The following is a 25,906-nucleotide window of genomic DNA, read 5'->3' as shown; positions in this document are numbered from 1 at the left end:
ATGGAAAAGAAACTAAACCTTTCCCACAATCTGATGGGATGTACCCTGGGTAACTGGATCGCATTGCTGCGTGACAATCCGATTACCAGAGAGAACCGGCCCCAGGCGGCCTTTATGACTTTTGTGATTTCCCTGCTGACACCGCCGGCATTGGCGGAAAAATTGATCTATGACCGTAGGATCAAGGCCACCCGACTGAAGAAAGACCCGATATACATAGTGGGATTCTGGCGTTCAGGGACCACGTTTCTGCAGAATCTTCTGACCAGGGACCCTCAGTTTGCCTGGTTTGATCCGGTGAATACCGTGACGTTCAACAACAGCATTCTGCTGCGGCCGATTCTGGAAAAATACATGAATGTGTTTCTTAAGGGAGCCCGCCCGATGGACAACCTGGAATACACCACAGATCTTCCGATGGAAGAGGTATTTGCCCAGGCCACCATATCTACGCAGGCCATCAGCCATATGCTGGTGTTTCCGGACGGGGGCAGAGGCACCAAATATATTGAAACTGCGTTTATCAGTGAGCAGAGCAGCAGAAAAAAACGCCAGTGGCGCAGAGCGTATGACTATATTCTGAAAAAAGCCACCTTTGTCAAAGACGGGAAACAGCTGCTTCTGAAGAGTCCGGAGAATACCTGTCGGATTGATGCCCTGAAGAAGTGCTATCCGGCGGCCAAGTTTATCAATATTTTCCGGCATCCCTATGCGCTGATTCCGTCCACCATCAATATGTTTACCAAAGAAATGGATAATTTCTGCCTGAATACGCCGGCTCCCAGGGAAGTGATTGAGGATGTTTCCATCGACCTGTGCGCCCGTGTCTACCGCAAGGCAATCCATGAACTGGAAGAAATGAAACCGGAGGATCATATCGACATCCGATATGAAGACTTCTGCCAGGATCCGGAAGCCTATCTCCGGAAGATCTATCAGCAGCTGCAGCTGGAGGGATATGCGGAAGCCAGACCCTATTTTGAAGATTATCTGGACAGCCAGAAGAATTACCAGAAAAATCACTTCCAGCTGGAGGACAGAATCCGACGCAAGATCAACGACCGACTGGATTTTTATTTTGATTATTACGGATATCAGATGCAGCAGGACTGAGCAGGAAATCTTTTTGAAAATATACAAAAAAAGTCTTATATTAAACGGTGTTCTGTGATAGAATCAGGGTAGCATATGGAATGGGCTGTATGCGAGTCTGATTTCAGATAAAAAGAAAGGAGCCTTATAGATGAAATACGAATGTGAACCCTGCGGATATATATATGATCCGGAAGTCGGCGACCCGGATAACGGTGTAGCACCCGGCACAGCATTTGAAGATCTTCCGGATGACTGGTGCTGTCCGATCTGCGGCGCGGCAAAAGATGACTTCAAGCCGGCAGAATAATGCAGGAATGGATACAGGGAGCCTGAAAAAGGCTCCTTGTATTTTTTATTTGTTTCGTGTAGAATAATCCATTAAAAAGTAATGAAGAGTAAAAAAATTACGATTCAGATAGTTTTGTATAAGGAAGTAATAGTATGGATTATAGATTAGCAGTTTTTGATCTTGACGGAACAATCTTAGATACATTAGGGGATCTTCACATGAGCGTTAATTATGCTCTGGCAGCGGAAAATCTGCCTCGGAGAACTCTGGAAGAAGTGCGGGAAGATGTGGGAAACGGAATCCGAACTCTCATCAGCCGGTCTGTGCCGGTGGGGACAGATCCGGCGCTGGAGGAGAAGGTTTTCCGGGAATTCCGCAGTCATTACAGCCGGCACTGCATGGATCTGACCCGGCCCTATGACGATATCAAATCGGTGCTGCTGATGCTGAAGCATATCGGCGTCAAGCTTGCCGTTGTTTCCAACAAGGCAGACGCGCCGGTGCAGAAGCTCTGCACCCATTTTTTTGACGGGATTTTCGATATCACAGTAGGCGAACGGGAAGGAATCCGCAGGAAGCCGGCGCCGGACTCCGTGTTTTCTGTCTGCCGCCAGCTGTCCATGGATCCGGTAGAAGGCGTCTATATCGGGGATTCGGATGTGGACATCCGGACGGCGCAGAACGCGGGGATGGACAGCATTTCCGTCAGCTGGGGATTCCGGGATGAAAAATTCCTGCTGGAAAATGAGGCGCAGAGTATTGCCCGGGAGCCGAAGGATCTGCTTCGGATGATTGTGGGACGCCTCAGCTGATCAGGGAGGAAGGATACGTATGACAGGAAAACAAATGCGAAAACTGGCAGCGGCCGGGATACTGGCAGCTGCTGCAGGAATGCTGACTGCCTGCGGCGGCGGGCATACACAGGAAACAGCTCCCGGACAGAAGACTGCAGCGGATACACAGCAGCAAGCGGAGACATCCGCCGGGAAAGAGGCAGGATCCTCCGCTTCCGAGCGCACATCCGGTACAGCGGAGACGGAGAAAAAGACGGGAGCGGAAGGCACAGAGAAAAAGGCAGAATCCTCCGATACCGGGAAAAAATCCGGCACCGGGGAAACTTCCGGCATCGGGGAAAACTCCGAAACTGACGGCTCCCGGAAAAATGCCGCCGACGGGAAACAGGCAAAGAAGCCGTCGAATGAGGAGAAAACCGCGGAAAAAACCGGCAGCGGTCATACGGTATGTATTGATCCCGGCCATCAGGCCCGGGGCAATTCCGAAACAGAACCGGTAGGCCCCGGTTCCTCCGAAAAAAAGGCAAAAGTTGCCTCCGGCACATCCGGTACGGTGACAGGGCTGAATGAATACGAACTGAACCTCCAGGTTTCCAAAAGGCTGCAGACGGCCCTGAAAAGCAGGGGCTATCGGGTGGTGATGACCCGCACCTCCAATCATGTCAATATAAGCAATGTGGAACGGGCAAAACTGGCCAACCGCTCCGGAGCGGAAATCTATGTCCGGATTCACGCCAATGGGGTCAGTGACAGCAGCGCCCACGGCGCCATGGCCATTTGCATGAGCCCTTCCAACCGATATAACGCGGGCCTTTACAAAAAGAGCAGAAAGCTTTCTTCCGATGTGATCCGACATCTCTGTGCCGCCACCGGTGCCAGAAGCGAAGGCGTGGTAGAACGGAACGATCTTTCCGGAAATAACTGGAGCAAAATTCCGGTGACACTGGTGGAACTGGGCTATATGACCAATCCGCGGGAAGATCAGCAGATGGCGGATCCTTCTTATCAGAAAAAACTTGCCGACGGTATCGCTGACGGAATTGACCAGTACTTTGCGTAGCGTATTTTAGCTGTACATGGTATAATGATTTGTCTATGTAAATACGGCAAATACGACAGCTGCGGCAGGACACCTGCCCGGAGCAGCAAGGAGGCATAATGGGAGGATTCTTTGCGGCAGCCCTGAAAGAGGACTGCGTCTTTGACCTGTTCTACGGAACAGATTATCATTCACATCTCGGGACCAGAAGAGCGGGCATGGCAGTATACGGGGAGGATGGATTTAACCGCTCCATCCATAATATTGAAAACTCTCCGTTCCGTACCAAATTCGGATCAGACGTCAGACAGATGCAGGGGCACATGGGGATCGGCTGCATTTCGGATTATGACCCGCAGCCGCTGATTGTCCGTTCGCATCACGGGACATACGCGATCACTACTGTGGGCAAGATCAACAATACCGAAGAGCTGATTGCGGAAGTCTTTGAAGACGGTCATGCCCATTTCCTGGAAATGAGCGGCGGCGAGATTAACAAGACAGAGCTGACGGCCACACTGATCAACCAGAAGGAAAATCTGGTGGAAGGGATCCGATTCGCCCAGGAGATGATCGACGGATCCATGACCATTCTGGTAATGACGCCCAAAGGAATCTACTGTGCCCGGGACAAAAAGGGCAGGACGCCCCTGGTGATCGGACAGAAAAAAGAGGGATTCTGCGCTTCCTTCGAGGAATTTGCTTATCTGAATCTGGAATACACGGATTATCGGGAGCTGGGTCCGGGTGAGATCGCTGTCATGACGCCGGATGCTGTGACTACCCTGGTAAAACCCGGTACGGACATGAAGATCTGTACCTTTTTATGGGTTTATTACGGCTATCCGTCTTCCAGCTACGAAGGGGTGTCCGTTGAACGGATGCGCAACCGCTGCGGAGAATTGCTGGCACAGCGGGACGGAATGACGAAGGAAGATATTGATGTGGTGGCAGGCGTACCGGATTCCGGCCTGGGACACGCCATTGGATATTCCAACGCGTCCGGCATTCCCTTTGCGCGCCCGTTTATCAAGTATACCCCTACCTGGCCCCGTTCTTTCATGCCGCCGACCCAGAAGCGACGGGATCTGATCGCCAAGATGAAGCTGATCCCGGTGCATGAACTGATCGAAAATAAGCGGCTGCTCCTGATCGATGATTCGATCGTAAGGGGCACGCAGCTGCGGGAAACCACAGAATTCCTGTATGCCAGCGGGGCAAAGGAAGTGCATATCCGGCCGGCCTGCCCGCCGATATTATTTGGCTGCAAATATCTGAACTTCTCCCGCTCCACTTCTGAAATGGAACTGATTGCCAGAAGAGTCATCAATGAAGAAGAAGGGCGTATCGTAGAAGATATAGAGACCCTTTCCGTTTACGCGGATCCGGATACGCCGGAATACGCGAAAATGCTGGAGCGCATCCGGCAGCAGCTGAATTTTACGTCCCTGGCATACAACCGTTTGGATGATATGCTGGATTCCACCGGCATAGACCGGTGCAAGCTCTGCACATATTGTTGGGACGGAAGGGAATAGACCTCGTTTCACCGGAATACCGCGCAGAAGAGCAGAACAGAACAAGTAATACGTCCGCCTGGAACAGGCAGAGCGGACAGCGGAGAAAAAGAATTATGGAATACTGGGATATTTATGATAAAAACAAACAGCTCACCGGCCGGAAAATGAAACGGAATGACTGGTGCCTGAAGGACGATGAGTATCATCTTACGGTACTGGGCGTGATCGCGCGTCCGGACGGCCGGTTTCTGATCACCCGCCGCGTGATGACCAAAGCCTGGGCGCCGGGCTGGTGGGAAGTGTCCGGCGGGGCTGCCCAGGCAGGCGAGTCCTCCTTTGATGCCGTGTGCAGAGAAGTCAAAGAGGAGACAGGACTGGATGTGCGGCATGCGGACGGCGGATATCTGTTTACCTATCATCGGGAAAATCCCGGAGAAGGAGACAATTATTTCGTCGATGTCTATCGGTTCGTGCTGGATTTTGACGAGTCCGATGTCCACGCCCAGGAGTCCGAGACAGACGGATTTCAGATCGCGACCCTGGATGAGATCAGAGCATATGCCCGGGAAGGAATTTTCCTGCACTATGACAGTATCCGCCAGGCTTTTGAAACAGATCCTGCGGAGCAGTAAAGACAAAAAAGCAGAAGACAGGCCATGGGGGTTCCACCATGTGATAACGGTGGAACCCCCATGGCCTTTTTTTGACGGAAAAGTCAGTTATGCATACAAAAACACTTCGCATGTTATGCATAAAAATGATATATTATGTAAGAAATAAGTTTTGTGCAAAGTGTTGTTAAAATATTAGCAAAAATACAAGATGTTTATTGACAGTGCTGTAAAAAAAGCTTATATTAAGAAAGGTATCGTAATTTTCAAGTGATTACGAATTTATGATTAGGAGGATATCATATGAACATTTTAGTATGTGTAAAACAGGTACCGGATACAACGATCATCAAAATCGATCCGGAAACAAACACACTGATTCGTAAGGGCGTTCCGAGTATTCTGAACCCGTTTGACGGCTATGCCCTGGAAGCAGCCGCCAGAATTAAAGATGCTGATCCGGATACCAAGATCGTACTTGTGTCCATGGGACCGCAGCAGGCGGAAGCAGTATTAAGAGAAGGCCTTGCCATTGCGGCAGATAAAGCTTATCTGGTATCCGCACGTCAGTTCGGCGGCTCTGACACACTGGCAACCAGCTACATTCTTTCCTGCGCAGTAAAGAAGATTGAAGAGACCGAAGGAAAATTCGACGCGATCTTCTGCGGCAAACAGGCAATTGACGGCGATACCGCTCAGGTAGGATGCGAGCTTGCAGAGCATCTTGGACTTCCCCAGGTGACCTATGGTCTGACCGCAGAAGTATACGAAGACGGCCTGAAGATCTTAAGAGAAGAAGAAGACGGCAACACCGTAATCGGTGTTAAGACTCCTTGCCTTGTTACATTTACAAAACCGGCATGGGATCCCCGTTATCCGAATATCAAACGTAAACTGGCAGCCAGAAAGGCAGAAATCCCGGTTCTCGGCTATGAAGAATTTCCTGGAATTGATGATTCCAGCATCGGCTTAAAAGGTTCTCCTACAAAGGTAAAATCCACCTTTGTTCCGGAACAGAAAAAAGGCGGCATTATCATCGAAGGCGAGGATGGCGCACAGAAAGGCCAGAAACTCGCTGCAATGCTTATCGACGCTAACATCATCTAATTTGAGTTCAGGAGGATAATATCGTGGAAGTAAAAACAAAAGATTTATGGGTATTCGTAGAAACCAATGAAGATGGTTCCGCTAAGAATGTCGGCATCGAGCTTCTGAATCCGGGGCGCGGTCTGGCGGAAAAGCAGAAAGGCAATCTGTGTGCACTGATTGTGGGAAGCAACGTACAGCCGGCAATCGACGAAGCTAATACACATGGGGTAGACAAGATTTATGTCATCGACGGACCGGAATATAAAGATTATTCCACCGATGCATACGCAGCAGCCGTAGAGCACGCTGTTTTAACATACGGACCGACCTCCATGCTGTTTGGCGCTACACCGAACGGACGTGACCTGGGTCCCCGTGTATCCTGCAAATTAAAGACAGGTCTGACTGCAGACTGTACTCAGCTGAACTATGACGACGAGACAGATAATATTATCTGGACCCGTCCTGCATTCGGCGGCAACCTGATGGCAAACATCATGTGCCCGGACAACCGTCCGCAGCTTGGTACCGTACGTCCCGGCGTATTCAAGAAGGGCGACAAGACAGAAGGCAAAGCTGAGATCATCAATATCGATTTCCATGTTTCCGAAGACCAGATCCGCACCAAGATTCTGGAAGTCATCAAAGAGGCTGCCGATGAGCTGGTAGATCTGGAAGGCGCAGATATCATCGTATCCGGCGGACGTGGTGTAGGCGGTCCGGAAGGTTTCGAACCGTTAAAAGAGCTGGCTGACGTTCTGGGCGCTACCGTTGGCGCATCCCGTGCGGCAGTAGACAGCGGATGGATTTCCCACAGCCACCAGGTAGGACAGACCGGCAAGACCGTAGGACCGAAGCTGTACATTGCCTGCGGTATCTCCGGCGCGATCCAGCATGCGGCTGGTATCGGCGGTTCCGACTGCATCGTTGCCATCAACAAAGATCCGGAAGCAAATATCTTCTCCATCGCTGATTACGGTATCGTAGGCGATCTGTTTGAAGTAGTTCCGGCTATGACCGAAGAGATCAAGAGACTGCGCGCAGAATAAGCGGACAGTACGGACGGGCGATCGGTTTTTATTCCAATCAGTCTTTAACGGGCAGGGAATTTTCCCCTGTCCGTTTTTTATGCCGGGAAATAATATGTTACAGAAATGTTAAGAATATGAATGTATTTTTTTCAGTACAATAAAGGGCGGGAGATAAAAACTACAGAAATAATTCGCAAAACCCTGATAAAACAAGGGTTTGCGGGCTTTTTTCAATGAGAAAAACCCAGGGCATTTTGTAAGAAATATTTGACAAAAGCATGTCAAAAACGTAAAATATATTCAAATGACGTTCGTTTATTCCGATCCTGTAAATCGTTAAGAGTCTGTTGAGGAAGAGTATATGAGAAAGATGAAAAAGAAGCTTGTAGCAATCGGCCTTGCGGCAGCCACGATTCTGACCGCTGTACCGGCCATGCCTGCACAGGCAGCATCCGCGTCTTACGCAGTGAAGTGGGCAGTTGCCACCGCGGCGGATAAGAAACACGGATACAGCCAGAGCAGACGCTGGGGCAATCCGGATTATGACTGCAGTTCTTTCGTCATTTCTGCTTATAAAGCAGCGGGAATCCCTACCGGCGGCGCATCCTGTACCGCAGATATGCGCAGCAGCCTGACTTCCGTCGGGTTTAAGGATTATTCCGCTTCCGAATTAAAACTCAGCACTGCCGGAACCAAATATCTGAAAGCCGGTGATATCCTCTGGAGATATGGCCATGTAGAGCTTTATGCAGGAAACGGCAAGATCGTCGGCGCGCATAAGGACATCGACGGCAGACCGGGAGATTCTACCGGCCAGGAGATCAGCACCAAACCTTTCTACAGCAGAAGCTGGACCCATGTGCTTCGTTATCAGGGTTCCGAGAGCAGCGCGGATACCGCGTCTACAGCATCTGCCCAGACATACGCGAAGGGTACTTATAAAGTAACAGCGGGGAGTTTGAATATTCGGTCTCAGGCATCCAATACCTCAGAGGTTGTCGGTACCGTTACCCGGGGATATACGGTTACCGTTACTTCCACCAGCGGCCGCTGGGGCAGATTTCTGTACAATGGCACACCGGCCTGGATTTCTCTGAAGTACTGTGAGCCGGCAGCTTCCGCTCCGACAGAGGTTACCGTTCCGACGACACGTTTTACAGGCAAGTCCAGTACAAAGAAAAAAGTTACCGTACGCTGGTCCCGCGTATCCGGAATTTCCGGCTACCGCATCGCCTACAAGAAGAAAGGCGCCGCCAAGTACACGATAAAGAATCTGTCCGCAAAGAAGACTTCCCTTACGATTTCAGCACAGTCCCGGAAAAATTATGTTTTCCGGATCCGCACCTATGTGAAGGTCAACGGTAAGAAGTACAGTTCCCCTTACGTGCATGCCTATACCGTTAAAGCGAAATAAATCAAAAACCAAAGCAGTCCATGAGTTGTTCATGGGCTGCTTTTTCTTTCCCTTGAATCTTTTCAATAAGTACCCATATGGGTCTGCCTGAAAGAAGCAAAAGTATGTAAGATCAAAGTGAGTAGAAAAGGAAGAGGAAGGTTTACAGAAAGTGCGTTCTTCGTCGTGAAGACGCAGTGAAAAAAGGAGGCGATAGCATGAAACAACGAGTAAAGAAACGAATGCGGCCGTTTCTTGCAGCAGGACTGTCAGTTGCCGTAATGGCAGGATTCCTCCCGCAGATGGCGGTGCCGGCTTATGCGGCTGCCGGAGATCCATCCATGAACCTGGGAACAGATGTGCTGAAACAGTATTCGAATACGGACGAAGCGCAGATTTTATACTATGGGGACAAAACATGGAAAGTGATCGGATATGACCGCAGCGGCGCAGCGAGTGAAAGAAATACGATAGCGCTTCTGCAGTACGATTACTACGGCCGTTTTGGTGAGGCTGCGTTCGATTTGCCCTATCCCAGCAACTTGTTCAGTAATGCATACGCAGACAGCAGACTCAGAAAAATGGTTAATGCCATTGCTGACAACTTTTCGAGCGGTGAGAAGGCGGCAGTCGCCGCAAAGACACTGAAGTCCGGGGACTATATGGCTTATAATACAGATGGTATTGCCGGAAGCGAAGTAAAAGATGCGCTTCTGTGGCCGCTGTCCACGAGGGAAGCGAGTAACGTAAACCCTGACATCCGTCTTACGGCTCCTTATTTGCAAAAGGCCTGGTGGCTGCGCTCGCCGGGTAACAGCAGAAACAAGGCAGCGTTCGTTATGAAAAATGGTGACATCAACTTCGAGGGAGACGGTTTGATCAAAGTTTACGCGGTGCGTCCTGCTTTTCATCTGAAACTTCAATCGGTTCTCTTCACATCTTCAGCTAAGTTAGGCAAAGAATCCAACCCCGCGGGTGCCGATGCACTGAAATCGCGGTCTGACCAGATCGCCCACTCGAACGAATATTTAGACGCAAACGCATGGAAAGTGACCGTTGCGGACGATGCGCATTCCGGTTTTGCGGTTTCCAAGACTACTCTTTCCGACAAGGGAGTATCCGTCTCTTACAAAGGTGCTGTACCCGGGTATAACGAATATGTGTCAGCGATCATTACCGATAAGCCCATCACGGATGCAGACGCAAAGATCACGTATTACGGACGGATCAAGAACTGCACCGTGGGCAGCGATGCATCCGGAACGGTTGAGATCCATACAGACGGTAAGCTTGGAGATAATGATCATCTGTATCTTTTTAACGAACAGTACAACAATGATGAGAAAACCGATTACGCAAGTGCGCTGCAGGAAATTAAAAAACCGGAGCCTGCTGCGGAAGTAAGCGGAACTCTCCTTGCGAAGATGACAGCTAAGGGCAGAAGCAGTCTTGCGTTCACCTGGAGTAAAGTCAAAGGCGCGGAAGGCTATGACATCTTCCTTGGCAAATACGGGAAAAAAGCTCCAAAGAAGGTTAAAACCATCAAAGGCAACAAAACCTTTAAGTGGACAAAGACAAGACTGAAAAAACAGACAGCGTATAAGGCGACCGTCAAAGCCTACGTTATGAAGGACGGCAAAAAGTCCTATGTACGGACAAGCCCAATGATTTACGCCTATACCACCGGTTATACGAGGAAATACACAAATGCCAGAAGCGTATCGGTGAAAAAGAGCAGCCTTCGCATAAAAGCAGGCAAAACGGCTGCCATCAAGGCAACGGTAAGGACACTGAAAAAAGGCAGAAGGCTGATGCCAAGAGGCTATGCAGCGAAGCTGCGCTACCTGAGCACGGACAGGACGATTGCCACCGTTACAAAAAGCGGCAGGATCAAAGGGATCCGCAAGGGCACCTGTTATGTATATGCTTATGCGCATAACGGCGTGTCTAAAAAAATAAAGGTTACAATCCGATAGAAGAAAGAAAACATAGAAGCTGCCAGTATCGGTGGTGAAAAATAATTGCCTGGGATCGTATGACTGCGTCACGATCCCAGGCAATTTAATTTATACGCACGACAGCTGGAAGAGGAACAGCAAAAACTCAGAGCAGTCTAAGATGCAGCATTCTTTCAGGAGCAGTCAATGGAACCTCTTCGAGGTGCAGCATAATTGTTGGGAGTATGAAAGGATGATATTTGACAAAGAGTCGGGGCCGGGGAAATCATCTCTGTAAAAACGAACTCAAATAAGTTTGACTAAGGTCTTCTATGATAAAATTAAAATCATAGAAGGCCTTTGATTATTGCGGTCTGCTGGGGTTGCCGACTGCAATTGGAGTTTTTTTGTTTGGAGGCGCATTAGCATTGGTCGCTGACTGTTGTTTTCTGCAGAGATAAAAGCAGGAAGAAAACAACAGTCAGCTTGGGCTGAAATCCGGGGTAGAGAAGCAGCGGTTAAAATGGTATATTGGAAGTCGTAAGAGATGACTTCGATTTCATGACGGAAAGTGGAACGACAGGCTCTGCTTCCTGATTTTTTTACGTGGAGAAAAAATATGGTAGATATTTCAAAATCAGACTGGAAACTGTTCTGTTCAAGGATCACGGACTGGCAGGAAGCGTACATGGAAAAGCTCAATCATGAGTACATCGAACTGTTTTCCGGAGAGGGGCCTGCATCAAAGAAGTTCTGGGAACTGGATGAACGGATCAAGCAGGACAAAAAGGGTCCGGGCGTACTGATAAAGCTGCAAAAAAGCTCGGCGTACTGGGATATTGCCGCACTGGTGAGTGACGGCGCTATTACTATGGATGATCTGAGTGATTTCAGCGACAACCTGAAGGATGCTGTGAAATTCATTCTGAGTAAATGGACGGCATGATTTGAAACCTTTTGTGCCCGATGGCTTCATCGTTACATTGTATTAATTTTAGAGTATGGAAGATTTTGAACCATCAATGGATATAATTAATTGATTTACGGTCTACTAGGCAGTTCTTGCCGAAAGATTCCGATTTCTTAACCACATGAACCATTATTTTTGAGTAAATAAGATTGAGGTGAAGAAAGGGCAATTAGTTACAAAAAGCTGAGGAAATTGCTGATTGATAAAGATAGGAACAGTAGGAGGAGGGGTTGCATATGATAGCAGATGGGAAAATTAAAAATTCCAATGAACTCGAGTTTGCTGTATTTTGCATTGAAAATGTTGCGGCAAAGCTGGGTGTGGATGCAGAGCGTGTCTATCAGGCATTTACCGAAAAGAGCGATATTCTGAATGGTTATATTGTACCGGAATATGAGGCGCTGCATACTCAAAGCCGGGAATATATCGTAAATGACCTCCTTGATGTGATGAAGGAAAGGGGCGTGGAAGTATGATTCTCTATCATGGTTCTTTTTTAGAGATTGCACAGCCGGATTTGGTTCATTCCCGCCCTAACGTAGACTTCGGGCGTGGGTTTTATGTCACACCGTTGTATGGGCAGGCTGTAAAATGGTGCGGGAAATTCAAACGCCGAGGAAAAGACGGTATTATTTCAAAATATGAATATGATGAAAACAAAGAAACGGAACTGAAAGTTTTGAGATTCGCTTCCTATTCTGAGGGATGGCTTGAGTTTATTTTGAATTGCCGCAGTGGAAAAGATACGACTGATTACGATCTTGTACTTGGTGGTGTTGCAAATGATAAGGTGTTTAATACAGTGGAGCTGTTCTTTGACGGACTGATTGATAAAGCAGAAGCAATCAATCGGTTGCGTTATGAAAAGCCGAATCTGCAAATTTGTTTTCGTACAGAAAAAGCGCTGTCTTTACTGCATTTTGAAGGGAGTGAAAGATTATGATGGCAAATCCGATTTTACTTCAGAAAAAATATAGTCGTGTTATTGAATGTTTTGCAAAACAGCAGGGACTTTCATTGGATGCGGCATTAGATTTTTTTTATCATTCCGAGGTTTATCAACTGATCCGTGACGGTGTATCGGATATGCACTGCATGAGTGATGCATATTTGGCGGATGAACTGGAACTAGAATATAGACAGAATATGGAATAATATCTTGCTAGTGAATGTTGAATTCAGTAAGTCCTAAGTATCATTTTTAGAATATTGATGCTACGATGCAGGTGTACAACCACATGACGGAGCAGAACCGGGTCCAGTTCTTTTGAAAAAATGAATGTTTGTTATGTACCTGAACCCCCTATAACAAAAGGGTTTCAGATACATAACAAATATTTTTTAAATAATTAGCACTCGACTATTGACAGTGCTAATAATACATGCTATAACATTATCAGACAGAGCTGTTATAGAAAACATAGAACAAACGGCGGCTGTCTTTTCAATAGAATCAAAATGGTATTTCCTCTGGAAAGGAGGCAGTGACTTATGAATATACAGAAATTTACACAGAAATCCATGCAGGCGATTCAGGCTTCTGAAAAGCTTGCCTATGACTATGGAAATCAGGAGATCGAGCAGGAACATCTGCTGGTGGCTTTGCTGCAGCAGGAAGACGGCTTAATCCCGAAACTGATTGAGAAAATGGAGATTAACCGGAACCAGTTCGAAGACGAAGCAGTGGCAGCTTTGGAAAAGCGGACCAAGGTTTCCGGCGGACAGGTGTTTGTGGGCCAGCAGCTGAACAAGGTGCTGATTGAGGCAGAAGACGAAGCGAAAGCGATGGGAGACGAATATGTATCCGTGGAACATCTGTTTTTGTGCATGATCCGTTACCCGAATCCGGCCATCAAAGAGCTGTTCCGGACCTATGGCATCACAAGAGAGCGGTTCCTGACCGTTCTGTCCACCGTGCGGGGCAACCAGAAGGTAACTTCGGACAATCCGGAAGCTACTTATGATACGCTGGAAAAATACGGCTATGATATGGTACAGCGTGCCCGGGACCAGAAGATGGATCCGGTGATCGGACGTGACAGTGAGATCCGGAATGTGATCCGTATTCTGTCCCGTAAAACAAAAAACAATCCGGTGCTGATCGGCGAACCCGGCGTCGGCAAAACAGCCGTTGTAGAGGGACTGGCTCAGCGGATTGTCCGCGGCGACGTACCAGAGGGACTGAAAAACAAAAAACTGTTTGCGCTGGATATGGGCGCCCTGATTGCGGGAGCAAAATACCGGGGCGAATTTGAAGAACGTCTGAAAGCGGTCCTGGATGAAGTGCGCAAGAGTGAAGGCGAGATCATCCTGTTTATTGATGAGCTGCATACGATTGTGGGAGCCGGCAAGACAGACGGCGCCATGGATGCGGGCAATATGCTCAAACCGATGCTTGCCCGCGGGGAACTCCACTGCATCGGCGCCACCACACTGGATGAATACCGGGAATATGTGGAAAAGGACGCCGCGCTGGAGCGGCGGTTCCAGCCGGTTATGGTAGATGAACCGACGGTGGAGGATACCATCTCGATTCTTCGTGGCCTGAAAGAACGGTATGAAGTATTCCATGGCGTGAAGATTACAGACGGCGCGCTGGTTGCGGCGGCTGTTTTGTCCAATCGGTACATTTCAGACCGGTTCCTGCCGGATAAGGCCATTGACCTTGTGGATGAGGCATGTGCGCTGATTAAGACAGAACTGGATTCCATGCCCACAGAACTGGACGAATTAAACCGGAAGATCATGCAGCTGCAGATCGAGGAAACCGCACTGAAAAAAGAGACCGATCAGCTGTCCAAAGACCGGCTGGCCACTCTGCAGAAAGAACTGGCAGAATATCAGTCCGAGTTTGCCTCCAAGAAGGCACAGTGGGACAATGAAAAAGCTGATGTGGAAAAAGTACAGAAACTGAGAGAAGAGCTGGAAGGCCTGAACAAGGAAATCGAGCTGGCGCAGCGTAATTATGACCTGAACAAGGCAGCAGAGCTTCAGTACGGCAGAAAACCGCAGCTGGAGAAAGAGCTGGAAGCAGAGGAAGAGAAAGTAAAGAACCGTGACATGTCTCTGGTTCATCAGAATGTCAGCGAGGATGAGATCGCGAGAATTATTTCCCGCTGGACCGGTATCCCGGTGGCGAAACTGACCGAGAGTGAACGGAACAAAACCCTGCATCTGGATGAAGAACTGCACAAACGGGTCATCGGCCAGGATGATGCGGTGACCAAAGTGACCGAGGCCATTATCCGTTCCAAAGCCGGAATCAAAGATCCGACCAAACCGATCGGTTCCTTCCTGTTCCTTGGCCCTACCGGTGTAGGTAAGACAGAGCTGGCCAAGGCGCTGGCGGCTAATCTGTTCGATGATGAAAACAACATGGTGCGTCTGGATATGACGGAATATATGGAGAAGTTCTCGGTATCCCGTCTGATCGGAGCGCCTCCGGGATATGTCGGCTACGATGAAGGCGGTCAGCTGACCGAGGCAGTCCGCAGAAAACCGTATTCGGTGGTTCTGTTTGATGAGGTGGAAAAAGCCCATCCGGATGTATTCAACGTCCTGCTTCAGGTACTGGATGACGGCCGGATCACAGATTCTCAGGGCAGAACCGTGGACTTTAAGAACACGATTATCATCATGACCTCCAACCTGGGTTCACAGCATCTGCTGGAAGGCATTGATGCCAACGGCAATATCAATCCGGAAGCAGAGGCAAGGGTAATGAACGAACTGAAAGGCAATTTCCGTCCGGAATTCCTGAACCGTCTGGATGAGATTATCATGTTCAAACCGCTGACCAAGGAAAACATCGCCGGTATCGTGGATCTGCTGATGGCAGACCTGAACAAACGGCTGGTTGACCGGGAGATCACAGTAGAACTGACCCCGGCAGCAAAGGCTTATATTACAGACCATGGCTATGATCCCATGTATGGCGCGCGTCCGCTGAAACGGTATCTGCAGAAACATGTGGAAACCCTTTCCGCGAAACTGATCCTTGCGGATCAGGTACGGGCAAGAGATACCATACTGATTGACACGGAAAATGATGAACTGACGGCCAAAGTGAAAGAACCGGCGGCCTGATCATGAATTTTAACCAGGTGTTGCATGCGCAACACCTGGTTATTTTCGTTCATGCTATAACAGAAGCATCCCAAGTAACTATCATTCAGCTGCCGCATGACACAGCCGGGGTTCCCGGCAGGAAACGGAAGCAGGCACCGCGGAGTATCTGTAACTGTCGTGAGTCTGAAGACTCCACGGTGCGGCTGACCGGCAGCCCGGGGATTGAGAAAGAATCATAAAAACCAGCGGGAGCGGCAAAGACGCGGCTTTCACGGGATGTGTAAAACAGGAGGAATAGAGATGAGCGCATTTTTAGGACCGATTCATTATTGGCTGTATCGAAAAATCCAGTTTCAGGAAGGCCTGATCAAAGCAGTCGCGGATCTGGCAGAAGAGAAGCAGTGGGTATCCGAAACCGATCAGGTACGGGAGAATTATGTAAGCACAGAGGACCGTCCGCTGGAGGAACTGATTGATACCGCGAATATTCACGGCTGGCTGCAGGACCGCATCCATCAGGCAGAGACACGCTATGCGAAACTGGTTACCGGACTTTTAACAGAGGACGAAGGACGCCTGGAGGCACTGAAAAACTGTGCTTACGCCTATGGGAAAGCGAATGGAGCTGCGGCAGATGCCACAGCGGCGGATGCCTATCAGTGTTTTGAAAATACGCTGTTAAACGGTATGCCCTGTGACCGGGTAAATGTTGTGACACGTCAGGAAGATGCCCGTTATGAATGGGATCAGGAGCAGGATCTGCACGGTTCCTACTGGGAAGAAGCAAAGGGGAACCCGTCGTATTATTATGTGCTGCGGGACGCGCTGATGGCCGGCATGCTGGCAGATACCGCTCTGACGGTAGAGTCTGCGGAGAATGCCCATTACGCAATTGTGAAAAAGGCAGCCTGAGACAGCAGGAGCTTTTGAAATACCGCTGGCCGGATGGCTGAGATACAGGAGAATGACTATGAGTGAAACGACCGGAATAATGGTACAGGAACACGAAAATATCAGCCGGATGCTCCGTGTGATCCGCAGGAAGTGCTGCGGGATTCTGGACGGAGCAGAGGTCAGGACGGAGGAATTCCGGGAAATCATCGATTTTATCCGCAAATACGCGGATCAGCATCACCATGGAAAAGAAGAGGTGTTCCTCTTCCCGGAAATGGTTTCCCGTCTGGGGCCGGTGGCGGACAATCTGATTACCCATGGCATGCTGGTAGAGCATGATCTGGGCAGGAGCCATGTGCTTGCGCTGGAAACAGCCTGCGGACTGTATGAGGAAGAGCCGCGGACAGAATATAAACTGGATATTCTGACCCACGCCATGGGATATGCCAATCTGCTGCAGGAGCATGTGGAAAAGGAAAACAACGCGGTTTATCCCTTCGCGGACCGTTCCCTGGATCCGGAAGTCCTTGCGGAACTGGATAAAAAATGCCTTGCTTACGAAGCAGAAAAGCAGGCGGAAGGCGTACAGGATCATTATCTGCGCCTCCTGGAGCGCTATGAGGCGATATACGGACAGGCAGACTGATTTTGGATTGCCTGCAGAAAATAAATATTATGTAATTTACACAGGGCGGCATCCTTCTGCCAGAGGATTTCGGCCGCCGTCTGATCTATCTTCTATATATAGAAAAAGAACCGCTGGAGACAGTCGGTTCTTTTTCGTTTCTGATTTTTCTTATTTTTTTAAGATAAACGTGTTTTTGTCAAAATCAAGGATCCCCTCGTCCCGCATGGCGGCCAGCTCCCTGGTCATGGAACTGCGGTTGGTGGAGAGATAATTGGCCATTTCCACCCGGCTTAAGGGCAGGGTAATATACTTGGATTCCTGCTTCTGCGCCTGCAGGGAGAGAAATGCCAGAATTTTTTCCCGCAGGGTAGGCTTGGAAGTGATTTCGATCTTTTCCATCAGGCCAATATTTTTTTCACCCAAAAGATCGAACATATTCTGGGTAATCTGTTGATGAAAGGAACAGCCCCGCTGGCAGGTATGCAGAATGTGATAGGAAGAGATAAACAGGATCTCGGAATTTTTGGCGGCGATAAATGACACGTGGGAACTGTTTTCCTTGCGCAGGGCAAAGGTTTCGCCCAGCAGCTCCCCGGGATTCATATAGGACAGCAGGGTTTGGCCGCCCCAGATATCTTCTTTCATCATATGGATGCATCCGCTTAAGACCACGCCGAAGTAGGGGACTTTGTCCTGATCCAGAATCACCACCTCGCCTTTGGCAAAGGTCCGGCGGTAGGATTTCAGGCAGTGCAGCATGACTTCCAGGTCCTCCGGCCGGATTTCTGAGAAAAGAGGGATATCTGTATATGGAATTGCTGTCTGCTGCATGGTATACTCCTTATAAGGGCGCAGCAGAGCGGGAATTTGTCACCGGAATCCGGCATTTGGTTCTGCTGCATGTGAACAGGTACGGATGTTTTTATTAGTGTATCGCAAAAATGTTGCGTGCGCAACACTGAAAATGGCTCGGATGACGTATGATTACACCATAGCAAGGCGGACAGCCGCCAGACTTGAACTGAAATACAACAGGTCATTCAAACATACAGAGAAACTTCTGCGAAAGCAGAGCAACAGCTGAAAAAGGAGGCTTATTCATTATGGAAAACAAGATGTTTTGTTATCAGTGCCAGGAAACAGCAGGATGTACCGGATGTACCGTATCCGGTGTCTGCGGCAAAAAACCGGAAGTGGCAGCCCGTCAGGATCTTCTGATCTATGTCACCAAAGGACTGTCTGCAGTCTGTACACAGCTGCGCGCGGAAGGAAAGGAAGTATCCGCGGATGTCAACCATCTGGTATCGGTAAATCTTTTCACCACAATTACCAATGCCAACTTTGACCGGGACGCGATTACCGCACGGATCAAAGAAACACTGGAAGTAAAACAGAACCTGCTGGCACAGGTATCGGACGCTTCCGCACTGCCGGCAGCAGCACTCTGGAACGGTTCCGAGGCAGAGTATGATGCCAAGGCAGCGACAGTAGGCGTACTGGCAACAGAAAACGAAGATATCCGTTCCCTGCGTGAGCTGATTACTTACGGCGTCAAGGGACTGGCTGCTTACACCAAACATGCAAACGCGCTGTTAAAAGACGATCCGGAAGTAGATGCTTTCATGCAGAAAGCGCTGGCACAGACTCTGAATGATGACCTGGGCGTAGACGAGCTGGTTGCGCTTACGCTGGAGACCGGTAAATACGGCGTACAGGGCATGGCTCTGCTGGATGAGGCAAATACATCCACCTATGGCAATCCGGAAATTACAAAAGTGGATATCGGCGTGCGTTCCAATCCGGGTATCCTGATTTCCGGTCATGACCTGAAAGACCTGGAGATGCTGTTAGAGCAGACAAAGGGAACCGGCGTAGATGTTTACACACATTCCGAGATGCTCCCGGCTCATTACTATCCGTTCTTCAAGAAATATGACAATTTCGCAGGCAACTACGGAAATGCATGGTGGAAACAGAAAGAAGAATTTGACAGCTTCAACGGACCGATCCTGATGACCACCAACTGCATCGTTCCGCCGAAAGACAGCTACAAAGACCGTCTGTGGACAACCGGTGCAGCAGGTTATCCGGGCTGCCGTCATATCGACGCAGGCTATGGCGAAACCAAAGACTTCTCCGCAATCATTGAGCAGGCAAAGAACTGCCCGGCACCGACAGAGATTGAAACCGGCGAAATTGTGGGCGGATTTGCACATGAGCAGGTATTCGCGCTGGCAGACGCTGTGGTAGACGCAGTGAAATCCGGAGCAATTAAGAAATTTGTCGTAATGGCAGGCTGCGACGGCAGACAGAAGAGCCGTTCCTATTACACCGAGTTCGCGCAGGCACTGCCAAAGGATGCAGTCATCCTGACCGCCGGCTGCGCAAAATATAAATACAACAAGTTAAACCTGGGCGATATTAACGGAATCCCGCGGGTACTGGATGCAGGCCAGTGCAATGACTCCTATTCCCTGGCGCTGATTGCGCTGAAGCTGCAGGAGATCTTTGGCCTGGAAGATATCAATGAGCTTCCGCTCGTATTCAACATTGCATGGTATGAGCAGAAGGCAGTGATTGTGCTTCTTGCCCTGCTGTACCTCGGCGTGAAAAACATCCATCTGGGACCGACACTGCCGGCATTCCTGTCCCCGAACGTGGCAAACGTTCTGGTAGAGAACTTTGGCATTGCAGGAATCTCCAGTGTAGAAGATGATCTGAAGCTTTTCTTCGGTGAGTAATTCATACAGACCGATTTTTGTTCCATAACTTTTCTTTCCTGATAAAAAACGAAGGCAGTTTTTGCCTTCGTTTTTTGTTATGCAGACAGAAAAAAGGGTTTGTGGTAAGATGGAGAAAGCAGCGGCATGCCACGAAAGGCATCCCGAAAAAGTGATTCCGAAGAAACATGGAGGAAACGATGGATCTGTTTGAATATGCAAGGCAGAAAACACAGAAACAGGAGTCCCCGCTGGCGTCCCGGATGCGTCCCACCTGTCTGGAAGAAGTGGTGGGGCAGCAGCACATCATCGGACCGGATAAGCTTTTATATCGCGCGATTCAGGCGGACCGGCTCCAGTCAGCGATTTTTTACGGGCCGCCCGGTACAGGAAAAACCACACTGGCCCAGGTGATTGCCCATACCACCAGCTCGGAATTCCGCCAGATCAACGCGACTTCCGCCGGGAAAAAGGATATGGAGGCCGTGATTCAGGAGGCGAAAAATACCCTGGGGATGTATGGGCGCAAGACTATCCTGTTTATTGACGAGATTCACCGGTTTCACAAGGGACAGCAGGATTACCTGCTGCCGTTTGTAGAAGACGGGACGATCACGCTGATAGGGGCTACAACGGAGAACCCGTATTTTGAAGTGAATAAAGCGCTGATTTCCCGTTCACTGGTCTTTGAGCTGAAGCCGCTGCAGCCGGAAGAGATTCTTCAGCTGCTGAAACGGGCGGTTTCAGACCGGGAGAAGGGAATGGCGTCTTATCAGGTCGCGGCAGACGAGGAAGCGCTGGATTATCTGGCAGAGCTCTCCAACGGAGACGCCCGGAATGCGTTAAATGCCCTGGAACTTGGCGTGCTGTCCACGCCGCGCAGTGAAGACGGCAGGATCCATATTACGCTGGAAGTGGCCCAGGAGTGTATCCAGAAACGGGTCGTACTGTATGACAAGGATGGAGACAGCCATTATGATACGATTTCGGCGTTTATTAAGAGTATGCGGGGATCGGATCCGGACGCGGCTGTCTATTATCTGGCAAAGATGCTGTATGCGGGAGAAGATGTGAAATTTATTGCCCGCAGAATCATGATCTGCGCATCGGAAGATGTGGGCAACGCGGATCCGAATGCGATTCAGGTGGCGGTCAGCGCGGCACTGGCGGCGGAACGCCTGGGGATGCCGGAAGCCCGTATTGTACTGTCTCAGGCGGCTACCTATGTGGCCTGCGCGCCGAAGAGCAATGCGTCTTATCTGGCGATCGACAAGGCGCTTTCTCTGGTCAGAAAAAAGAAGGAAGCGCCGATTCCGCCCTATCTGCAGGATTCTCATTATTCCGGTTCCAAAGAACTGGGACACGGGATCGGTTATCGATACGCCCATGCATATGAGAATCATTACGTGGATCAGCAGTACCTGCCGGATATTTATAAAGAGGAGAAGTTTTACGAACCGGACGGTATGGGATATGAAAAAGAGATTCTTGACAGGTTCCGAAAAATAAACAACGTGAACTTTTACAAGAACAAAGAAATGAAGTATACTGAGACAGGCAGAGAACAAATTTCAGGAGGAAGACAGAATGATTGAAACAGGTATCAAAGGCACCCTGACAGACACTGTAACAAAAGAAAAAACAGCGGCAGCAGTAGGCAGCGGCGTTCTGGAAGTGTATGGTACGCCGGTGATGATCGCATTGATTGAAAAGACAGCGTGTGACAGCGTGGCACCGTATCTGGAAGAAGGAAGCGGAACCGTAGGCACGAATCTTACCATCAATCATGTGGCAGCGACACCAGTAGGCATGCAGGTGACCTGTGAGACGGAACTGGTGGAAGTAGACCGCAGACGTCTGGTATTTCAGGTGAAAGTGACAGATGAAGCAGGACTGATCGGAGAAGGGACCCACGAACGCTTTATTGTGAACAATGAGAAATTCCAGGCAAAAGCCAACAGCAAAAAAGCATAACTGGCATCAGATTTTTTGCGCGGAAGAGCAGCTTCCCACATGAATTTCGAGAAAATAACCAGGCATATGGCAGAAAAAACTGCTGTATGCCTGGTTGTTTTATGTGGTGGAAAACTGATTTTTCAAGCCTATATTTAATAGGAAGTAATTGAGATGATTTTTCCGGGATTCCTGCGGTGGAACAGAAAAATTGTATGACACAACTTTTTATTTGAATTCAAAGTATACAAAAACTATTGTTTTTTTACGGATACTTTGCTATCATTGGTAATGTATTTTTTCAGATACAAAATACAGGAAAGGAGGGAATGCTTGTGGGAATGGATGTGAAGAAGACCTTAAATGCAGTCAAAAAGGCCGAGAAGGAAGCCGGAGCCCTTGTCAAACAGGCAAAGGCGGAGAGTGAAACAATTGTGGAACAGGCCAGACAGGATGCAGAAAAGATGAAGGCAGAACGCATTCAGAAAGCAAAGAAACAAGCGGCCCAGGATTTGAAGTCTGCACAGGACCAGGGAGTGATTGATCTGCAGGAAGCCATGAAAAAGGTGAACGCAGAGATCGACAGCCTGAAGCAGAATGTAGCAGGACTTGAAGCCCAGGTAGTGGACAAGGTGATTGCCAGTCTGTTACCGGATTAATCAATGACATTGGGGTCAAGCAACAAAGGAGGAATTGTATGGCGATACTGCAGATGCAAAAATTCAGTATCTGCGCATTGAAGACCAATCGGCAGGCCATACTCGATGAGCTGCAGTCACTTGGAGTCACAGAACTGAATTTTAATTTCAAGTATGCGAAAAGCAAATACCTGAAACGGGAGGATACTTCTGACAAGAAGCAGATCTATGACAAGAACATTCAGCAGATTGAGCGTGCTTTAGAGATCATGGATCAGTATGATGAGGGGAAGAAGTCATTGCTGGCCGGCCTGGAAGGAAAGGATCTGTTATCCCGGGAAGAATATACAGAAGTTCTGAAAGAAAATGATGATATTCGGGGAATTACAGCAGACGTCAACCGTCTGGCTAAGGTGATCAGTACCTGCCGAAGCGAAAACCAGAAGCTGGAGGGACAGATCGAAGCCCTGACGCCCTGGATGGCTTTGGATGTACCGATGAACTGTGACGGTACAGAAAAAAGCAGTCTGCTCATAGGATCTGTTCCGGGGGCATTTTCCGAACAGGCGCTGGGAGAAGCCATTGCCAAAGGGGCGCCCGGTCTGACGGCCTATCAGCTGGATCTGCTGTTTTCAGAGAAGACAGGAACCTATTTCGCGGTGACCTGCCTTAAGACAGATGCTGAAAAGCTGGAACATGCGCTGAGAGAGATAGGGTTTGTAAGGCCTTCCATTGCGGAAAACAAAGTCCCGGAAGAGCTGGCAGAGTCTTATCGAAAACAGATAGAAGAAAATAATAAAACAATCGAGAATTCCATCGCTGCGATCCGGGCGACCATTCCCGAGCGCAAACGTCTGGAAATCCTCTCCGATGAATATCGGGTCAAAGCAGAGAAATACAGGGTGCTGGGAGAGATTCCCCAGTCCCGGAAGACATTTTTCGTCACCGGATACCTTCCGGTCCAGGCTATCCCGGTCATTGAAAAGAAAGTGATCGAACCTTACGGATGCGCCTTTGAACTCGGGGACATCAAAGGAGAGGCCCCGGTTCTTCTGAAAAACAACCCGTTTTCCAGAACCTATGAAGGCGTCCTGGAATCCTATGGACTGCCGCACAAGGGAGAATTTGACCCCACGGTGATCATGTCTGTCTTCTATGCGGTATTTTTCGGAATGATGCTTTCGGATTTCGGATACGGACTGCTCCTGTTTATCGGGTCGCTGTTCCTGCTTCTGAAGTTTCCGCGTATGGAAGACAAGATGCGGCAGAGCATCAAGCTGTTCTGCATCGGCGGTATTTCCACCATGTTCTGGGGAATCATGTATGGCAGCTATTTCGGCGATATCGTGGATACGATTTCCCGAGAGTTTTTCGGACATCAGGTGCATATTCCGGCACTGTGGTTTGAACCGCTGAACGATCCGATGCGGCTGCTGGTTTACTGCCTGATTTTCGGCCTGATCCATCTGTTCATGGGTGTGGCTCTGCAGGCATATAATTACCTGAAAAAAGGAAAAGTCTGGGATTTCATCTGCGACGATGTATTCTGGTACGCGTTCCTGATCGGCCTGATTCTGATGCTTCTGCCGACGGAAATCATGGCTTCTATTATTCAGAAGCAGCTGGTATTTCCGGACTGGCTGAATCTGTTAGCCCGCATTCTGGCGATTGCCGGAGCAGTTGGAATTATCCTGTTTGCGGGACGGCGGTCCAAGAAGCCGGTTAAACGGATTCTTCTTGGAATCTACGACATTTACGGCATTACCGGATGGCTGAGCGACGTACTGTCCTATTCCCGTCTGCTGGCGCTGGGCATGGCCACCGGCGTAATCGCATCGGTGGTTAATATGATCGGCACCATGTTCGGAAGCGGCGTGATCAAGCTGATTATATTTATTGTAGTATTTATTGTAGGTACGGCACTGAGCCTTTTCATCAACACACTTGGTGCATATGTACATTCCAACCGACTTGAGTTTGTCGAATTCTTCGGAAAATTCTACGAAGGCGGCGGCAGACCATTTGAACCTTTCAAGAAAAATACGAAATATGTGGATGTTAAGGAGGAGAATTAATCATGGAATATTTAGGACTTGCTTTGGCACTGGCAGGCGCAGCTTGTGCAGTATTATTTGCAGGCGCAGGATCGGCAATGGGATGCGGTATCGCAGGCCAGGCAGCTGCCGGAGTTATTTCTGAAGATCCGAACAAATTTGCGAAAGTACTGATCATGCAGCTGCTTCCCGGTACACAGGGTATTTACGGACTGCTGATCGGATTTATCGCTTTATCCAAGATTGGTCTGTTAGGCGGCGGTTACGCGGATATCAGCTGGACCACCGGTCTTCTGATGCTTGGTTCCTGTATGCCGATTGGTATCGTAGGTCTGGTATCCGGCAAATATCAGGGCATGTGTGCCGCAGCTTCCATCGGCGTCGTTGCCCGCAACGAAGAGCAGTTCGGTAAAGCAATGCTGTTCCCGGCTATGGTTGAGACCTACGCAATCCTTGCACTTCTGATTTCTGTATTAACCGTCAGCGCAGTTAAGATCTGACAGATACCGGCGGCAGGCAGGCTGCCTGCACCACAGACTTAGAACAATAGGATAAGGAGAACAGAAGATGGCGGGACTTAACGAAATAATAGATCAGATTCTGAAAGAAGGACAAGTCTCAGCAGATAGCATTACAGCCAAGGCCAGAGCACAGGCAGAGCAGATTAAGAAGGAAGCAGGGGAGGAAGCAGCCCGGCAGGAAAAAACCATCGCGGCAAAATCCCGGCAGGATGTGATTTCCTATGGGGAACGGATCAAATCCAACGCGGATCTGCAGAGAAGAACCGCACTGCTGACCGCAAAACAGGAAATCATTTCCGAAGTGCTGCAGAAAGCTTATGAAAAGTTCTGCAAACAGGATGACAGGACCTATTTCGAGACCTTAAAGAAGATGGTTCGTCTGTATGCGGAAGCACAGAACGGAGAAATCTGTTTTTCGAAAGAAGATGTGCAGAAAATGCCGAAGGGCTTTATGGAAGAAGTCAGCGCGATTGCCGCAGAGAAGGGCGGAACGCTGAAACTTTCCGGCGAAACCAGGCCCATCGAAAAAGGCTTTGTACTGATCTACGGCGGTGTGGAAGAGAACTGTACGTTCCGGGCACTGTTTGATGCAAAACAAAACGACCTGACAGATCTGATTCACAAAGAGATATTTTTATAAAAAGCGCAATTAAAGGAGGAAT

Annotated in this window: 25 protein-coding genes; 24 read left to right on the top strand and 1 reads right to left on the bottom strand. The window is 49.1% G+C overall.

Annotated elements, in window-relative coordinates; translation table 11 throughout:
- The 17 genes from CXIVA_RS00200 to CXIVA_RS00115 all read left to right on the top strand — a co-directional run bounded on the left by CXIVA_RS00200 (window position 1) and on the right by CXIVA_RS00115 (window position 17,376).
- Window positions 1–1,113 (top strand): sulfotransferase, encoded by a 1,113-nt coding sequence (locus tag CXIVA_RS00200; protein ID WP_013975991.1) that lies wholly within the window; start codon window positions 1–3, stop codon window positions 1,111–1,113.
- Between the two features lie 130 nt (window positions 1,114–1,243).
- Window positions 1,244–1,402 carry a rubredoxin gene (rd, locus tag CXIVA_RS00195; RefSeq protein WP_013975990.1) on the top strand — a complete coding sequence of 53 codons (159 nt, stop codon included), beginning with the start codon at window positions 1,244–1,246 and terminating at the stop codon, window positions 1,400–1,402.
- 134 nt (window positions 1,403–1,536) lie between these two features.
- Complete coding sequence (locus CXIVA_RS00190) at window positions 1,537–2,196, top strand: HAD-IA family hydrolase (RefSeq protein WP_013975989.1); 660 nt, start codon at window positions 1,537–1,539, stop codon at window positions 2,194–2,196.
- 19 nt (window positions 2,197–2,215) lie between these two features.
- Window positions 2,216–3,238 carry an N-acetylmuramoyl-L-alanine amidase gene (locus CXIVA_RS00185; protein ID WP_013975988.1) on the top strand — a complete coding sequence of 341 codons (1,023 nt, stop codon included), beginning with the start codon at window positions 2,216–2,218 and terminating at the stop codon, window positions 3,236–3,238.
- A 98-nt stretch (window positions 3,239–3,336) separates the two neighbouring features.
- Window positions 3,337–4,755 (top strand): amidophosphoribosyltransferase, encoded by a 1,419-nt coding sequence (locus CXIVA_RS00180; protein ID WP_013975987.1) that lies wholly within the window; start codon window positions 3,337–3,339, stop codon window positions 4,753–4,755.
- A gap of 95 nt (window positions 4,756–4,850) precedes the next feature.
- Window positions 4,851–5,369 carry an NUDIX hydrolase gene (locus CXIVA_RS00175; RefSeq protein ID WP_013975986.1) on the top strand — a complete coding sequence of 173 codons (519 nt, stop codon included), beginning with the start codon at window positions 4,851–4,853 and terminating at the stop codon, window positions 5,367–5,369.
- A gap of 282 nt (window positions 5,370–5,651) precedes the next feature.
- Entirely contained in the window at window positions 5,652–6,455 is an 804-nt protein-coding gene (locus CXIVA_RS00170; RefSeq protein WP_013975985.1) for an electron transfer flavoprotein subunit beta/FixA family protein, read from the top strand.
- Window positions 6,456–6,478: 23 nt separating this feature from the next.
- Window positions 6,479–7,486 (top strand): electron transfer flavoprotein subunit alpha/FixB family protein, encoded by a 1,008-nt coding sequence (locus CXIVA_RS00165; RefSeq protein WP_013975984.1) that lies wholly within the window; start codon window positions 6,479–6,481, stop codon window positions 7,484–7,486.
- A 343-nt stretch (window positions 7,487–7,829) separates the two neighbouring features.
- The gene (locus CXIVA_RS13160) at window positions 7,830–8,882 is read left to right on the top strand and encodes an SH3 domain-containing protein (RefSeq protein ID WP_013975983.1); all 1,053 of its coding nucleotides are present in this window, start codon (window positions 7,830–7,832) and stop codon (window positions 8,880–8,882) included.
- Between the two features lie 197 nt (window positions 8,883–9,079).
- Entirely contained in the window at window positions 9,080–10,837 is a 1,758-nt protein-coding gene (locus tag CXIVA_RS00155; RefSeq protein ID WP_013975982.1) for a DUF6273 domain-containing protein, read from the top strand.
- 649 nt (window positions 10,838–11,486) lie between these two features.
- Window positions 11,487–11,744, top strand: a complete 258-nt coding sequence (locus tag CXIVA_RS00150; RefSeq protein WP_347475633.1) for a multidrug transporter — start codon at window positions 11,487–11,489, stop codon at window positions 11,742–11,744.
- A gap of 260 nt (window positions 11,745–12,004) precedes the next feature.
- Complete coding sequence (locus CXIVA_RS00145; RefSeq protein ID WP_013975980.1) at window positions 12,005–12,244, top strand: DUF3791 domain-containing protein; 240 nt, start codon at window positions 12,005–12,007, stop codon at window positions 12,242–12,244.
- Window positions 12,241–12,711 (top strand): DUF3990 domain-containing protein, encoded by a 471-nt coding sequence (locus CXIVA_RS00140; RefSeq protein ID WP_013975979.1) that lies wholly within the window; start codon window positions 12,241–12,243, stop codon window positions 12,709–12,711. The genes CXIVA_RS00145 and CXIVA_RS00140 overlap by 4 nt, the downstream gene beginning before the upstream one ends.
- Window positions 12,708–12,923: a DUF3791 domain-containing protein gene (locus CXIVA_RS00135; protein WP_013975978.1), complete on the top strand. Its 216-nt coding sequence runs from the start codon at window positions 12,708–12,710 to the stop codon at window positions 12,921–12,923. Before CXIVA_RS00140 ends, CXIVA_RS00135 begins: the two co-directional genes overlap by 4 nt.
- Window positions 12,924–13,259: 336 nt before the next feature.
- Window positions 13,260–15,854 carry an ATP-dependent chaperone ClpB gene (gene clpB, locus CXIVA_RS00130; RefSeq protein WP_013975977.1) on the top strand — a complete coding sequence of 865 codons (2,595 nt, stop codon included), beginning with the start codon at window positions 13,260–13,262 and terminating at the stop codon, window positions 15,852–15,854.
- A 282-nt stretch (window positions 15,855–16,136) separates the two neighbouring features.
- Window positions 16,137–16,748: a hypothetical protein gene (locus CXIVA_RS00120; RefSeq protein WP_013975975.1), complete on the top strand. Its 612-nt coding sequence runs from the start codon at window positions 16,137–16,139 to the stop codon at window positions 16,746–16,748.
- 58 nt (window positions 16,749–16,806) lie between these two features.
- A complete protein-coding gene (locus CXIVA_RS00115; protein WP_013975974.1) occupies window positions 16,807–17,376 on the top strand; it encodes a hemerythrin domain-containing protein in 570 nt (189 codons plus the stop codon).
- Between the two features lie 150 nt (window positions 17,377–17,526).
- Here CXIVA_RS00115 and CXIVA_RS00110 read toward each other — a convergent pair whose 3' ends face one another.
- Window positions 17,527–18,189 carry a Crp/Fnr family transcriptional regulator gene (locus CXIVA_RS00110; RefSeq protein WP_013975973.1) on the bottom strand — a complete coding sequence of 221 codons (663 nt, stop codon included), beginning with the start codon at window positions 18,187–18,189 and terminating at the stop codon, window positions 17,527–17,529.
- Window positions 18,190–18,461: 272 nt separating this feature from the next.
- Here CXIVA_RS00110 and hcp point away from each other — a divergent pair, with 272 nt between their 5' ends.
- The 7 genes from hcp (at window position 18,462) to CXIVA_RS00075 (ending at window position 25,884) form a co-directional block, all read left to right on the top strand.
- The gene (gene hcp / locus CXIVA_RS00105) at window positions 18,462–20,099 is read left to right on the top strand and encodes a hydroxylamine reductase (RefSeq protein ID WP_013975972.1); all 1,638 of its coding nucleotides are present in this window, start codon (window positions 18,462–18,464) and stop codon (window positions 20,097–20,099) included.
- 179 nt (window positions 20,100–20,278) lie between these two features.
- Window positions 20,279–21,673, top strand: a complete 1,395-nt coding sequence (locus CXIVA_RS00100) for a replication-associated recombination protein A (protein ID WP_013975971.1) — start codon at window positions 20,279–20,281, stop codon at window positions 21,671–21,673.
- On the top strand, window positions 21,666–22,052 hold the full coding sequence (locus CXIVA_RS00095; protein ID WP_013975970.1) for a thioesterase family protein: 387 nt from the start codon (window positions 21,666–21,668) through the stop codon (window positions 22,050–22,052). The genes CXIVA_RS00100 and CXIVA_RS00095 overlap by 8 nt, the downstream gene beginning before the upstream one ends.
- A gap of 314 nt (window positions 22,053–22,366) precedes the next feature.
- Entirely contained in the window at window positions 22,367–22,690 is a 324-nt protein-coding gene (locus CXIVA_RS00090) for a hypothetical protein (protein WP_148267757.1), read from the top strand.
- A 38-nt stretch (window positions 22,691–22,728) separates the two neighbouring features.
- On the top strand, window positions 22,729–24,744 hold the full coding sequence (locus CXIVA_RS00085; protein ID WP_013975968.1) for a V-type ATP synthase subunit I: 2,016 nt from the start codon (window positions 22,729–22,731) through the stop codon (window positions 24,742–24,744).
- A gap of 2 nt (window positions 24,745–24,746) precedes the next feature.
- A complete protein-coding gene (locus CXIVA_RS00080; protein ID WP_013975967.1) occupies window positions 24,747–25,223 on the top strand; it encodes a V-type ATP synthase subunit K in 477 nt (158 codons plus the stop codon).
- A gap of 67 nt (window positions 25,224–25,290) precedes the next feature.
- The gene (locus CXIVA_RS00075; protein ID WP_013975966.1) at window positions 25,291–25,884 is read left to right on the top strand and encodes a V-type ATP synthase subunit E; all 594 of its coding nucleotides are present in this window, start codon (window positions 25,291–25,293) and stop codon (window positions 25,882–25,884) included.
- Window positions 25,885–25,906 lie beyond the last annotated feature (22 nt).

It is taken from the genome of Clostridium sp. SY8519, from assembly GCF_000270305.1.
Classification (GTDB): domain Bacteria; phylum Bacillota; class Clostridia; order Lachnospirales; family Lachnospiraceae; genus SY8519.
Note: the sequence above shows the minus strand (reverse complement) of the source record. Positions and strands in the feature narration are given on the sequence as shown.

Bases quoted from the DNA above. Each gene is read 5' to 3' on its own strand.
- CXIVA_RS00115 (WP_013975974.1), top strand. From the start codon at position 16,807: ATGAGTGAAACGACCGGAATAATGGTACAGGAACACGAAAATATCAGC.
- CXIVA_RS00135 (WP_013975978.1), top strand. From the start codon at position 12,708: ATGATGGCAAATCCGATTTTACTTCAGAAAAAATATAGTCGTGTTATT.
- CXIVA_RS00140 (WP_013975979.1), top strand. From the start codon at position 12,241: ATGATTCTCTATCATGGTTCTTTTTTAGAGATTGCACAGCCGGATTTG.
- CXIVA_RS00200 (WP_013975991.1), top strand. From the start codon at position 1: ATGGAAAAGAAACTAAACCTTTCCCACAATCTGATGGGATGTACCCTG.
- CXIVA_RS00110 (WP_013975973.1), bottom strand. From the start codon at position 18,189: ATGCAGCAGACAGCAATTCCATATACAGATATCCCTCTTTTCTCAGAA.
- CXIVA_RS00150 (WP_347475633.1), top strand. From the start codon at position 11,487: ATGGAAAAGCTCAATCATGAGTACATCGAACTGTTTTCCGGAGAGGGG.
- CXIVA_RS00175 (WP_013975986.1), top strand. From the start codon at position 4,851: ATGGAATACTGGGATATTTATGATAAAAACAAACAGCTCACCGGCCGG.
- CXIVA_RS00155 (WP_013975982.1), top strand. From the start codon at position 9,080: ATGAAACAACGAGTAAAGAAACGAATGCGGCCGTTTCTTGCAGCAGGA.
- hcp (WP_013975972.1), top strand. From the start codon at position 18,462: ATGGAAAACAAGATGTTTTGTTATCAGTGCCAGGAAACAGCAGGATGT.
- CXIVA_RS00180 (WP_013975987.1), top strand. From the start codon at position 3,337: ATGGGAGGATTCTTTGCGGCAGCCCTGAAAGAGGACTGCGTCTTTGAC.
- CXIVA_RS13160 (WP_013975983.1), top strand. From the start codon at position 7,830: ATGAGAAAGATGAAAAAGAAGCTTGTAGCAATCGGCCTTGCGGCAGCC.
- CXIVA_RS00085 (WP_013975968.1), top strand. From the start codon at position 22,729: ATGGCGATACTGCAGATGCAAAAATTCAGTATCTGCGCATTGAAGACC.
- clpB (WP_013975977.1), top strand. From the start codon at position 13,260: ATGAATATACAGAAATTTACACAGAAATCCATGCAGGCGATTCAGGCT.
- CXIVA_RS00190 (WP_013975989.1), top strand. From the start codon at position 1,537: ATGGATTATAGATTAGCAGTTTTTGATCTTGACGGAACAATCTTAGAT.
- CXIVA_RS00170 (WP_013975985.1), top strand. From the start codon at position 5,652: ATGAACATTTTAGTATGTGTAAAACAGGTACCGGATACAACGATCATC.
- CXIVA_RS00145 (WP_013975980.1), top strand. From the start codon at position 12,005: ATGATAGCAGATGGGAAAATTAAAAATTCCAATGAACTCGAGTTTGCT.
- CXIVA_RS00080 (WP_013975967.1), top strand. From the start codon at position 24,747: ATGGAATATTTAGGACTTGCTTTGGCACTGGCAGGCGCAGCTTGTGCA.
- CXIVA_RS00075 (WP_013975966.1), top strand. From the start codon at position 25,291: ATGGCGGGACTTAACGAAATAATAGATCAGATTCTGAAAGAAGGACAA.
- CXIVA_RS00185 (WP_013975988.1), top strand. From the start codon at position 2,216: ATGACAGGAAAACAAATGCGAAAACTGGCAGCGGCCGGGATACTGGCA.
- CXIVA_RS00100 (WP_013975971.1), top strand. From the start codon at position 20,279: ATGGATCTGTTTGAATATGCAAGGCAGAAAACACAGAAACAGGAGTCC.
- rd (WP_013975990.1), top strand. From the start codon at position 1,244: ATGAAATACGAATGTGAACCCTGCGGATATATATATGATCCGGAAGTC.
- CXIVA_RS00095 (WP_013975970.1), top strand. From the start codon at position 21,666: ATGATTGAAACAGGTATCAAAGGCACCCTGACAGACACTGTAACAAAA.
- CXIVA_RS00120 (WP_013975975.1), top strand. From the start codon at position 16,137: ATGAGCGCATTTTTAGGACCGATTCATTATTGGCTGTATCGAAAAATC.